The organism is Flavobacteriales bacterium (assembly GCA_016700415.1).
Lineage (GTDB): Bacteria > Bacteroidota > Bacteroidia > Flavobacteriales_F > PHOS-HE28 > PHOS-HE28.
Genome location: CP065018.1, coordinates 556,681 through 569,623, shown reverse-complemented (window position 1 = coordinate 569,623; position 12,943 = coordinate 556,681). Strand labels below are relative to the sequence as shown.

The window sequence follows — 12,943 nt, the reverse complement described above, 5'->3', positions numbered from 1 at the left end:
GCAAAGAATTGCTTGGGATCCAGTGGTCAGCCGTTCTGCGATCATAGCTACAAGCCTAAAGCTTCAAGCTTGCGGCGCACAGCTTGCGGCTTTAGGCTTGTGGCTCCGGACTCCAGACTCGCGACTCAGGACTTCATCTAACGCAGCAGCGCAACATGCCCCACCTCGATATGGCCGATCCCCTGCGGATCGGTGATCCAGATCTTCCACACGTAGATGCCCTGCGGGAATGAAGTGCCGTCCCAGCCTTGGTGGGGGTCTTCAGTGGTGAACACCGGCGTGCCCCATCGGTCATAGATCATGAACCGGAAATCCACCGGCGACCGTACCGAGGTGATGGGCAGGAGCACATCGTTGATGCCATCGCCGTCCGGTGTGAAGGCGTTCGGCATGAACAGCATGAAGGGGTCTTCCACACAGATCAGCGCCGTGGTGGAATCCAAGCACTCCATGTCGTTCGCGGCCACTAAGGTCACGGTATAGCAGTCCACGGCGGGGAAGCTGAAGGAGGGCGAACGCTCCAATGAACCGCTGTTCGCGACATCCCCGAAGGACCAGATGAAATCCGTGGCGTTCTGCGAGGTGTTGATGAAATGGATCAGCGGATCGTCGCTGGTGGCGGTGGGCGGTGAGGCGGTGAAGGAGGCAGAGGGAGCGGCATGTGCGTTCACAAGGTCGGGGATCGAGACCGTGCCCGTGCAGCCGGTGGCGTCCGTTACGGTGAGGCCCACCGAATAGAGGCCGCCTTCCGAAAAGCAGTGTGCAACGGAGGCATCCGTTTCCGTTGATCCATCCCCGAAGTTCCATTGATAAACGTTGGCCCCGGCGGGTTGCGCATTGAAGGTGACACAGAGCGGCGTGCATCCGACCGTGTCCGAGTAGGTGAAGGCGGGTTGGAAGGCGGCGGAAACAGTAACGGTGGCGCTCTCCGGGGCGGAAGTGCAGCCTTGTGCATCCGTTGCGGTCACCGAGTAGCTCGTTGTGACCATTGGGGATACCGTGGGTCCGTCAGGTGTCCACGCATAGGTGAACCCCGGCGTTCCTCCGCTGGCCTCCGCTACCAACGTGACCGTACTTCCTGCACACACGGCCGTGTCCGGTCCTGCGGTCAGTGCGATCGGTGTCGGCACTGCGATGGTCACCTCCTCTTGTGCGGAACAACCCGAAGCATCGGAGACCGTGCAGGAATAGTCCCCCGGAGCAAGCCCGGTGACCGTGGCGGTTGCAGCCCCGCCAGGTGCCCAGGAATACGTCAACGGCGCCACACCGCCTGAAGGTACTGCGGTGGCGGTGCCGTCATTCAGGCCATTGCAGGTCACATCTGTATGTGTGAGGTCCACGGCCAAGTTGCCTACCGAAGGCGCAAGCGTGGCGGTGGCACTGGCGGAACAACTGCTCACTGCGGAGACCGTGACGGTGTGATCCCCGGGTCCCACATTGGAAAGTGTCTGTGTAGTGGCTCCGCCGGGAGACCAGTAATAGTTCACCGCTCCGCCCGCACCAGTGACCGTTGCCTCCAACGAGCCGTTGTCCTGTCCACAGGTCGGGTCCGTTGCGGTGATGGTCACACCAAGAACATGGATGGTCTGTGTGGTGGTGTTCGAGGCCCCGCAGGCATCAGTGGCCGTGAGCGTGACGGTATAGCTGCCCGGGTTGGCATAGTTGTGCGAGGGGTTCTCCTGCACGGAGGTGTTCTGTGAGGAACCGGGGTCGCCGAAATTCCAAGAGAAGATGTCCGGGCAAGGTGTGGAGGTGTTGGCGAAATCCACAGTGGTGCCATCACAATCCCCGCTGAAAGAAGCCACCACCGGATCGGACTCATCGATGAGGATGTCGTCGATGGCGATGCCGTCGTAGTTGTTGCAGAAGCTGCCTGCACCGAAGAAGAAGCGGAACCTGACGCTGGGTGCGTTGGCTAACCAGCCCAAGCAGTGCTTTGCCGTTACCCAGCCTTGGCTGCCGCTGCCCCCCAAGCAGCTTCCCTGGGTGGAACCCTGCCGCCCGCTCCAACCATGCTTGGGGCTGATCGATGAAGGGAGGTTGGTGAGGTTGCTGGAGTTGAACCAATACGCGGTGTTGCAGTTCGCCGGTTCGTTGAACGCCCCAACGTTGCTGTACGTGAGGCCGCCATCGGTGGAGTATTGGAAGGTCATGCCGTCATATTGACGTTCCACTTCCCAGAAGATCTTGAAGGAGATCCGCGGGGTGTTCAGCGAAGTGAAGTCGAAGCAGGGGCTTTCGAGATAGGACCTCTCGTTGTTGTTGTAAAAAGTGCCCGTGAGCCCGCCCACGCACCAGCTCTTTGTGCCGCCACCGGCAGCGTTGATCAGCGGATGTGCAGGTGTTCCCCAAGCCCAATCATTGCCCGTGCCGCCGCTGACCCATGAGGCGGACGTCTCGAAGCCTTCGCTGTAAGGGAACGTGCCGATCACCGGACCGCACTGTGCCGCCGAGTTCAAAGGCGATAGCATGCCCAGAACGCACACCGGAGCGGTGAGATGAAAAATGGTGTTCAGGACACCTGGGGTGCGCAGCATTGGGAATAGGACGTAAAGTTCGGGCTCAAGGGCGCACCCGGCTTGGGAAAGTATGATAAACATGCCCTGAGGCTTGGGCGTGGACATCGCCGTGGTCACCTTGGAGGCCTGATTGAGCAAGGGTTTCAATGATGAAGGCGAGCTGCTTTCCGATGCGAGGTACTTCACGTGGTACGCCACGCTCGGGTTGATTTTCGGTGGTGGCAAGTACGCACTGCCGATCAGCGCAGCAAGGTCACCGTGCCGTGCAGGTCGTAGGTTTCCCCGGAATGCTCCACTGCATGAAGCACATAGAAATAGGTGCCTTCGGGCAGCACATCGCCGGTCGGTGAGCGACCGTCCCAGGTCTGCCCTACCCGCTTCAGCCGCACCATCTCCTGCCCCCAACGGTTGAAGACCTGCACATCCAGAGCTGTGAGGCCCCCGCCCGTGATCTGGAAGAAGTCGTTCCGGCCATCGTGGTTCGGGGAGAAAACATTCGGCACGATCAAGGAATCCTGGCCTGAGATGCAAAGCTGCTGCGCCGCGTTATCCGTGCAGCCTGCATCGTTCGTCACCACCAACGAGACCGGGTAACAGCCCGCGCCGGGATAGATGAACGCGGGCGAAGGATCCGTAGAGCTTGAGCCGGCAGGATCGCCGAATTGCCATGCCCAGGACGAGGCTCCGGAGGAGAGGTCGGCGAACTGCACTTGGGGATTGCTGCCTGTTGGCGTGGTCGGAGTCCACGAGAAGTCGGCCGCTGGAGCAGCTGCGATGGTGAACGGCCCTACCGAGGAAGTGATATCCGGGCAACCACTGCCTTGCACCACCACCAGATCTACGGTGTACTGCCCCGGCGTGGCATAGCAATGTTCCACCACGCTGTCCGCGGCCGTGGCGCCATCGCCGAGATTCCAGGTGTAGCTGTTCTGTGCGGAAGAGGACGCCGTGAAAGTGATGCAATGCGTAGCGCAACCGTCCAATGCAGTGCTGGTAACGTTCACCGCTTGACCCTCGGGGACCGTCACGGTGACCTGCAGGGGCGCGGCCTCACAACCGTTGGCATCGCTCACCACCACGGTATAAGCAGTGGTCTGTGCCGGGGAGACCACCGGCCCTTCCGGCGACCACGCATAGGTATAGTCCGGCGTGCCTCCAGCGCCTTGGGCGGTGAGAACGGCCTGGCCTCCGGGGCAGATGGTGGTGTCGGCTCCTACGGTGGCGGTAAGTGCGGAAGGCTCGATCAAGGTGTAGGATGCTTGGCGCGTGCAGCCATCTGCATCGGTCACGGAAACATTGTAGGTCCCCGCTGCCAGCCCCGTAAGCTGTTCGGAGGTGGCCCCTGTGTTCCAGAGGAAGCTGTATGGCAGGGCGCCCCCTTGCACCGTGTATGTCAGTTCCCCGGTGGAGGCCCCGTTGCAGGTGATGTCCTGATGGGAGAGCGTATCGGTCAAGATGGAAATGGTAGTAAAGGCCGAATCACTGCCACAGGCGGAGGTGCCCAGCACCCAGACCGGTCCCAGTTCCGTGAGACCCACTTGTATCGACGGTGTGACTTCACCGGTGCTCCAGAGGTAGCCGTCCGCGCCGGAGGCGGTAAGCGTGTTGAGATCAGTGTCCAGACACAGCGTGCTGTCTCCGATGATGGTCACCTGTGGCGTTTCCCCGGTGGTCACCGTCACCTGTGCGCAAAGGGTATCGCCGCAGGCAGTGATGGCACAAAAGGACAACACCACATCACCGTTGTCGCCACCTCCCGGGGTGTAGCTCGTGGTCAAGGCATTCGGGTCGCTGAAGCTGCCTCCTCCGCCCTGCCAAAGCAAGGAAGCATAGTCGCCCGAAACGCTGCCCACCAGGGCAGTGGAGGCACCGCACGCAATGGGCCCTCCGCCGGATACCACCGACACCAGCGTGGGGGTGAACGGGGCTTGGCACCCGTAGTTCAAATAGGTAGCCGTGGGTTGGCCGGGCCATGCGAAAACGGCCGTGGCACCGTCGTTCTCCTCGCTCAGCCCGCCGTAGGTGCCATAGATGTTCACCAATTGGTTGGCATCGTAGGTGGCGGTGTCCCCGCAGCCAGTGCCGGTGACGAACATGCGCAACCAGCGCGACAAAGGCGGGCCGGGCGTCGGGGAAACCGGTTGCAACACCAAGTTGTTGTTCTTGAAGTGGCCTTGGCTGTTGCCCGCGTTCTGGTAAATGATGTAGAGCGTGTCGCTCAGCGCGGTGAAGGAGTTGGCCTGCACGCACATTGCGGTGGAGGTCACGAAGATCACTTGGCTCCCCGGGGGGATAACTCCGCCCGGCGGCTCCAGCAGGTGGCCGCAGCCTTGGATGGAAGCGTCCAACTGTGCGGTGAGATCGGCCGTGGTGCTGTTTTGTGAGATCCCCTGGAAGGAACTGCTGTAGAACTCGAACTGCAGGTTGCCAAGGGCGATCGGTGCCGGGCCGGTGATGAAGCGCACCATCTCGTTCATCCCTTCGGTGCTGCCGGGGCAGTCCGTGTCGGAGATGCAGGCGTCCGCCAGGATGCTCTCGATCTCCAAGCACTTTGTCGGGACCTGTGCCCATAGCCCGGAGGTAAATAACAGCGCCCCGGCAAGGGACGCGATCAAGTAATGGCGTTCTTTCATGGCAGGGCTCGCTCAGCTTCGGTCCGATCCTTCAGGCAAGGCCCGTCCGACCGGACACGCTATACCGGGTCGAACTTATCGGCACGGAGGGATGCATGGACACGGCGATCGGCGATGTTTTCCACGGGAGGGCATGGATGAGAAGGGTTCCGCACGATGCCTGACCAGCAGTTTCTTCGACCAAACGGGGCAATGGAGCTACGGTCCCGGCCCGCGACTGACATGAAAACAGGCCGGTCAACAACGGGGTGCCCGACATGGCCTCTTGGCCAAGTGAATACAAGTTCACGACCAAAGTCATCCATCCCATGCCGCAGGATGTGCATCTTTGGCCAGCACCGCGCGACATGCAAGGAAATCCATTCAACGTTGACGGCCTGACCGAGGGCGAGGTCCTCACGTCGCGTGCGCAACATGGCCGGAACGTGTTGGAAGAGGACGACAAAGGCTTCTTCTGGCCTGCCTTGAAGGACGCCCTCACCGAGCCGATGGTGCTCCTGTTGCTGGCGGCCAGCTTGATCTACTTCATTCTCGGGGAGTGGAACGAGGGCCTCTTCATGGTGGGCGCCATCCTGCTGCTCACGGCCATCTCGCTTTATCAGGATTCGCGGAGCCGGACGGCCTTGAGCACCTTGAAGGCCCTGAGCATGCCGCAGGCCACGGTAGTGCGTAATGGCCAAGTGGAGAAGATCCCCGTGGAGGACGTGGTGGTGGGCGACCATGCCGTGGCCGAGGAGGGCAGCCTGCTCGCGGCCGACGGCATCATCGTGCAGAGCAATGATTTCAGCGTGAATGAATCCATCCTTACCGGCGAGGCTTTCGCAGTGGCCCGCAGCGCGGAGGATCCGGAGAACGCACGGGTAAGCAAAGGCACGCAGGTGGTATCGGGACTCGCGCTCTACCGCGTGGAGGCCGTGGGCATGGGCACTCGCTTGGGCCAGATCAGCGGCTCGCTGGCGTCGATCGAACCGCCCCCTACTCCACTTCAGCAGCAGATCAGGCGATTCGTCCGCGACATGGCCATCGTGGGCGTGGTCTTCTTCGTGCTGGTATGGGTGGTGGCCTTCTTCCGCACCGGTTCCTTCTCGGCCAGCCTGCTCTCCGGCCTCACCTTGGCCATGTCCATCCTTCCGGAGGAGATCCCCGTGGCCTTCACCACTTTCCTGGCGTTGGGCGCATGGCGGTTGGCGCGACAGGGCGTCATCGCGAAGCGGGCCACTACCGTGGAGACCTTGGGCGCGGCCACGGTGATCTGCACCGACAAGACCGGCACCATCACCGAGAACCGCATGACCTTGGCGGAACTGCATGTAAAAGCCACCGACACCGTGGAGAAGGCCGATGCGGAGCAGCTATCGCCTGAAGCCTTTGCACTGGTGGAAATGGCCATGTGGGCCAGCGAGCCCGTGCCCTTCGACCCCATGGAGAAGGGGCTGCACGCGGCCTATGCCCGCACCGCCACGCACGATGAGCGGCCCGACCGGCGGATGGTGCATGAATATCCGATCAGTGGCAAGCCGCCGATGATGACCCACGTCTTCGCCAACGGCGCGGGCCATCGCATCATCGCCTGCAAGGGCGCCCCGGAACGGATCCTGCGGCAAGCCGTGCTGACCGACGGGGAGAAACAGGCGGCCATGGCCCAGGTGGAGGCTTTCGCCCGGCAGGGCATGCGCGTGCTCGGCGTGGGCTATGTGAAGGACCCACCGGACACCTATCCGGAGAGCCAGGAGGAATTCCTGATCGAATACCTCGGCTTGGTCGCCTTCATCGATCCCCCGAAACCCAACATCCGCGAAGTCTTCAGCCAATTCGAGGAGGCGGGCATCCAAGTGAAGATCATCACCGGCGACAACGCCGTCACCACGGCGGCCATCGCCAAGCAGATCGGTTTCCACGGAGACCGGCGGACCATGGACGGTGAGGAACTGCTGCGTTTGGAAGAACCCGCGTTCAGCGAAGCAGTGCGCCGGACGGACATTTTCACCCGCATGTTCCCCGAGGCCAAGCTGCGCATCATCAACGCCTTGAAGGCGGACGGCCATGTGGTGGCCATGACCGGCGACGGCGTGAACGACGGGCCGGCGCTGAAGGCGGCACACATCGGCGTGGCCATGGGCAAACGCGGCAGCGAACTGGCCAAGGAGGCCGCCTCCCTAGTGCTCACCGACGACGACCTGGCCGGCATGGTACACGGCGTGGCCATGGGCCGCAAGATCTATGACAACCTGAAGAAGGCGGTGCAGTACATCATCTCCATCCACATCCCCATCATCCTCACGGTTTCACTGCCGCTGTTCCTAGGCTGGAAGTTCCCCAACATCTTCACGCCGATGCACGTGATCTTCCTGGAGCTGATCATGGGCCCCACGTGCAGCATCGCCTACGAGAGCGAGCCGCTGGAAGTGGGCGGCATGCAGCGCCCGCCGCGGCCGTTGGACAAGACCTTCCTCTCGTGGAAGGAGATCCGGATCAGCCTCTTGCAAGGGCTGGTGATCACGCTCGGCACCTTGGCCAGCTACCGGATCGGCGTTCAACAAGGCTTTCATGAAGAGCTTGTAAGAAGCTTGGTCTTCAGCACGTTGATCATGGCCAACATCGGCCTCACCTTCGTGGACCGCTCCTTCACGCGCTCCTTCATCGTGGCGGCCCGGAACAGGAATTTGGTGCTGCGCATCGTGGTGCTGATCACCCTGCTGGCGCTTGGCATCACGCTGTATGTTCCACCGGTGGCCCGCTTGTTCGATATGGCACCGCTCACCGTGGGCCAGCTCGCGCTTACCGCCGTGATCGGCTTTGCATCGGTGGCTTGGTTCGAGGTCTACAAATGGCTGAAGCGGAGGCCGCGTGCGGCGGAGTTGGCAGCAGCGGAATAGGGTCTGCGGCACTAAACCCGGCGCTTCCCCGTTACTTTGGCCGTCCCCAAAGAAGCCACCCGCCCCCGTTATCCCTGCATGAGGCGTTCCCTCCTTTTTCTTCATCTCCTCCTCCCGTTCCTGCTTGCGGCTCAAACGGCCACGGTATCGGGCACAGTGCGCGATGATGAGAACCGGCCGCTGCCCGATGCGAGCATCGCCGTTGTGGGGCAAGCCGCCACCTCCTCGAATGCTACGGGTGGCTATTCGATCATTGTTCCTGCTGAACGGGAGATCGTGCTGCGCTTTGCCTACCCCGGAGCGGAGACCGTGGAGCGCACCTTGAAGCTGAAGGCCGGGGAAACGCGGTCGCTGGACGTAATGATCCGGTCCTCCGTCATCGGTCCCGTTACCGTTACGGACGACCGCCTTCGCGATGCGGGCATCGACAAGCTCAATGCGCGCACCTCGCACTTCCAGCCTTCGCTCGGCGATGTGAACAGCTTATTGCAAGGCAGTCTCGGCGTGATGACCCGCAACGAGCTGAGCAGCGGCTACAACGTGCGCGGTGGCAACTTCGACGAGAACCTGGTGTATGTGAACGGCATTGAGGTCTATCGTCCTTTCTTAGTGCGCAGTGGCCAGCAGGAGGGCCTCAGCTTCCCGAACCCGGACATGATCGAGCGGATCCACTTCAGCGCCGGCGGCTGGGAGCCGCGTTACGGCGACAAGCTGAGCAGCGTGCTGGACATCACCTATAAGCGCCCCCGCGAGTTCGATGCCATCGTGAGCGCGAGCCTGCTGGGCGGCTCCGTTACGGTGGGCAGCGCCATGGCCCACCAGCGGCTGCGCCAGATCACCGGCTTCCGCTACCGCACGCTCAGCACCATCCTCAAGGGCCTCGACACCAAAGGCGACTACGTCCCCACCTACACCGATCTGCAGAGCTACTGGACCTACGACCTCAGCGACAAGGTGGAGATCGGCTTCCTCGGCCTCTATTCACGCAACCGCTACGATGTGACCCCGCAGGACCGCGAGACGGAACTCGGGAATTTCAATCAGGCATTGCGTTACACCGTGTACTTCGAAGGCCAGGAACGCACGGCCTACGAAACGTGGTCCGGAGCGCTCAGCCTCACCGCCCGCCCTTCCCCCCGTACCGTGCTGAAGTTCACCGGCAGCGCCTTCAACACCTACGAGACTGAGCGGATGGACATCCTCGGCGAATACCGCTTGGGCGAGCTGGACCGCAACCTCGCCAGCGAGCAGTTCGGCGAAGTGGTGCGGGACCTCGGCATCGGTGCCTACTTGGAGCATGCACGCAACAGCTTGGAGGCAACGGTGCTGAGCGCCACGCACACGGGATCCTTCTTTTGGGGCCGTGGAAACAACCTGCAATGGGGTCTGGAGGCGCGCACCGAGCGGATCAATGACCGCCTGAGCGAATGGTACGTGGTGGACAGCGCGGGCTACAGCATTCCGCAGAGCAGCGGCGCTGTGCTGGAGCTGAACACGAGCGTGAAGACCAAGATCGATCTGGAAAGTGTCCGCACCTCCGCCTACGTGCAGAACGCCTGGGAGTGGAAGACCGGCCGCGACCGTTCCTGGGCCTTGGTGGCCGGCGTGCGCGGCCAGAACTGGAGCTACAACGGGCAGACGGTGTTCAGCCCGCGGCTGCGCTTGGCCTACCATCCCGGATGGCGCAAAGTGGTGGCCGCCGGCGACACCGTACCGCGTGATTACAGCTTCTGGTTCGCCACCGGCGTGTACTACCAGCCGCCCTTCTACCGGGAGCTGCGTGACTTTAACGGCGTGCTGAACCCGGAAGTGCGGGCCCAGAAGAGCATCCACTTCATCCTTGGCATGGACCGGCAGTTCAAGATGTGGGACCGCCCGTTCAAATTCTCCACCGAGGCCTACTACAAGGCGCTCAGCGACCTCAATCCCTACGAACTGGACAACGTCCGCATCCGCTACTATGCGAAGAACAATGCCAAGGGCTACGCCACCGGCATCGACATGAAGCTCAACGGCGAGTTCATCAAGGGCGTGGAATCCTGGGCCTCGCTCTCCGTGATGCAGACCGAGGAGGACATCGACGGCGACTTCTACTACCGCACGTACAACGCCGCCGGGGAGCGTACCGATGCCATCGATACGCAGGACCGCACACCGGTGGACAGCGTTCGCGTGGAAGCGGGCCACATCCCCCGCCCCACCGACCAGCGCGTGAGCTTCGCCCTGTTCTTTCAGGATGAAATGCCGCGCTGGCCCACCTTCAAGGTCCACCTGAACCTCGTCTTCGGCACCAGCCTGCCCTACGGCCCGCCGAACGAGACGCGCTACGCCGATACCCTGCGCACCAGCCTCTACCGCCGCGTGGACATCGGCTTCAGCAAGCAGTTCTTAGGCGCGCCCGGGCAGGAAAAGACCGGCGTGCTCCGGCACATCAAAGACCTCTGGCTCTCCTTGGAGGTCTTCAACCTGATCAACCTGAACAACACGGTGGACTACACCTGGGTGCAGGATGTGCAGGGGCGCTACTACGGCATCCCGGAGTTCCTGACGCCGAGAAGGATCAACCTGAAGTTGATCGCTCGGTTCTGACCGGTGATCAGGCGGATCCGGGGACCGCCCTGCTTTTTTCCGCAGATGTCGCAGATGTCACAGATGGCCCGCGTAGCGGGGAATGCGGCCGCTGTTGAGGCCGCATCTGCGCCATCTGCGACATCTGCGGTTTTTTTTCATTCTCTACTGTGGTTATCCCCGGAAGTAGAGTTCCCCAGGAAGCAATACATCAAGTTCGATTTTCACGGAATGTGAAGGTTCCCGTAAATTGCCCGACATGAAACGCTTCCTTCTTCCGCTCGCTTGTTGCTGTTTGGTGGCGACCGGGTGTTCCACGCACCGCTTTGTCGCGAGCAAATACCCCACTGGAAAGCCTGAGGTGGTGCTCTTCCTGAAGGGCAAGGGCGAGGATGCCGTGAAAGTGATGGAGAAGGTGTACCACCCCAACGGGAAGCTGGACTACGTGGGCCGCTTCGAGGACGGCAAAGAGCAGGGCGAGTGGAACTACTATTACGAGGACGGCACCCGCAAGTACACCGAGCACTGGGACAAGGGCCTGGAGGAAGGCGTGCAGATCGAGTACGCGCCCGATGGGCAGATCTACTTGGAGAAGTACTTCGAGAGGGGCCAGCTGATCCGCACGGTGGACAGGTCCACAAAGCCGTGATCAGCCACCAGTGATCACTCGGAGCGACCGATATTAAGCCTCATTCCCATTGCCACGTCCAGTATCGGAGGCCCACAAGCAGGCCACCGCTCCCATACTCTTCTTTGCGTCCTTCGTGTCCTTAGCGGTCCGGCCTCATTGGAACGCCGCCACGCTCTTCCGGATGATCGCGCAGCAGGCCATCAGTTCTTCCTCAGTGATGGTGAGCGGCGGTGCGAAGCGAATGATGTCCCCGTGCGTGGGCTTGGCCAGCAGGCCGTTCTCCGCCAGCAGTAGGCAGAGGTCCCAAGCGGTGCGACCGTCCTTGCGCGGCTCGATGATCACGGCATTGAGCAGGCCCTTGCCGCGCACCAGTTTCACGAAGTCGAATTCCTCCACGAGCTTCTGCATGGCATCGCGGAACAGCTGGCCGAGGCGCTCCGAATTGGCGGCGAGCTTCTCGTCCTTCACCACCTGCAAGGCGGCGATACCCACCTTTCCCGCGAGCGGATTGCCGCCGAAGGTGCTGCCATGTTCGCCCGGCTTGATGCAGAGCATGATCTCGTTGTCCGCGAGCACCGCGCTCACCGGCAGCACACCGCCGCTGAGGGCTTTGCCGAGGATCAGCACATCGGGGCGCACGCCTTCGTGGTCGCAGGCCAGCAGCTTGCCCGTGCGGGCGATGCCCGTCTGCACCTCGTCCGCCATGAAGAGGACGTTGCGTGCCTTGCAGGCCTCGAATGCTTCCTTGAGGTAGCCCGCATGCGGCACCATCACACCGGCCTCACCTTGGATCGGTTCCACCATGAAGGCCGCCACGTGCGGATGCTCCAGCGCCCGCTGCAACGCCGGGATGTTGTCGTAAGGGATCACATCGAAGCCCGGGGTGTACGGTCCGAATCCTTTGCGGCTGTCCGGGTCCGTGCTGGCGCTGACGATGGAGATGGTGCGCCCGTGGAAATTGCCTTCGCACACGATGATGCGGGCCTGGTCGCGCGGGATGCCCTTGCGCTCGTAGCCCCATTTGCGGGCCAGCTTCAGCGCGGTCTCCACGGCCTCGGCGCCGGTGTTCATCGGCAGCACCTTGTCGTATTTGAAATAGCCGGTGATGTATTCCTCGAACTCGCCGAGCACGTCGTTGTAGAAAGGCGCGGCTGGTGAGCGTGAGCTTCTTCGCCTGCGCGGTGAGCGCCTCGATGATCTTCGGATGGCAGTGCCCTTGGTTCACCGCGCTGTAGGCGCTGAGGAAGTCGTAGTAGCGCTTGCCTTCCACGTCCCAGAGGAAGACGCCCTCTCCCCTTTCCAGCACCACGGGCAGCGGGTGGTAGTTGTGCGCGCCGAAGCGGTCCTCAAGGCGGATGGCACGTTGGCTGCGGGTCTCGTTATGCTGGGTAGTAGGCATGGTGTACAGGATCTCTTGAATGCGCCGCAAAGGTACGGATTCAGGGAGGGGCGTGCGAACGCCACTTGCCCCCGGAAGCGATGACAACACACAATGGCCGCGTTCAGTTCTGGTGTTGCACCGGCTCCACCAAGCTGATCGGCTCCGCTGCGGCCCGCTCCACCACGCTTTGGATCTTCGTGCGGATGTCCATATGGGCCAGCTTTTTGTTGTTCGCATCGGGGTAGACGCGGTTACTGAGGAAGACATAGACGGTGCCGTTGGCGGGATCGGCCCAGACCATGGTGCCGGTGAAGCCGGTGTGGCCGAAGCTCTCC

At 62.0% G+C, this 12,943-nt stretch carries 6 protein-coding genes and 1 pseudogene; 3 read left to right on the top strand and 4 right to left on the bottom strand.

Annotated elements, in window-relative coordinates; all coding sequences use genetic code 11:
- Nucleotides 1–137: 137 nt before the first annotated feature.
- Nucleotides 138–2,537, bottom strand: a complete 2,400-nt coding sequence (locus IPP95_02240; GenBank protein ID QQS73069.1) for a PKD domain-containing protein — start codon at nt 2,535–2,537, stop codon at nt 138–140.
- A gap of 221 nt (nt 2,538–2,758) precedes the next feature.
- Nucleotides 2,759–5,152 (bottom strand): gliding motility-associated C-terminal domain-containing protein, encoded by a 2,394-nt coding sequence (locus tag IPP95_02235; GenBank protein QQS73068.1) that lies wholly within the window; start codon nt 5,150–5,152, stop codon nt 2,759–2,761.
- 347 nt (nt 5,153–5,499) lie between these two features.
- Between IPP95_02235 and IPP95_02230 the strand changes: the two genes are divergently transcribed.
- The 3 genes from IPP95_02230 (at nt 5,500) to IPP95_02220 (ending at nt 11,245) form a co-directional block, all read left to right on the top strand.
- Nucleotides 5,500–8,028: a cation-translocating P-type ATPase gene (locus IPP95_02230; GenBank protein QQS74174.1), complete on the top strand. Its 2,529-nt coding sequence runs from the start codon at nt 5,500–5,502 to the stop codon at nt 8,026–8,028.
- A 78-nt stretch (nt 8,029–8,106) separates the two neighbouring features.
- The gene (locus IPP95_02225) at nt 8,107–10,617 is read left to right on the top strand and encodes a carboxypeptidase regulatory-like domain-containing protein (GenBank protein QQS73067.1); all 2,511 of its coding nucleotides are present in this window, start codon (nt 8,107–8,109) and stop codon (nt 10,615–10,617) included.
- Between the two features lie 238 nt (nt 10,618–10,855).
- Nucleotides 10,856–11,245: a hypothetical protein gene (locus tag IPP95_02220; protein QQS73066.1), complete on the top strand. Its 390-nt coding sequence runs from the start codon at nt 10,856–10,858 to the stop codon at nt 11,243–11,245.
- Nucleotides 11,246–11,380: 135 nt separating this feature from the next.
- Here IPP95_02220 and rocD read toward each other — a convergent pair.
- Together rocD and IPP95_02210 are read right to left on the bottom strand one after the other, a co-directional pair.
- Nucleotides 11,381–12,626 (bottom strand): annotated as a pseudogene (gene rocD / locus IPP95_02215) (ornithine--oxo-acid transaminase).
- 103 nt (nt 12,627–12,729) lie between these two features.
- On the bottom strand, nt 12,730–12,909 hold the full coding sequence (locus IPP95_02210; protein QQS73065.1) for a hypothetical protein: 180 nt from the start codon (nt 12,907–12,909) through the stop codon (nt 12,730–12,732).
- Nucleotides 12,910–12,943 lie beyond the last annotated feature (34 nt).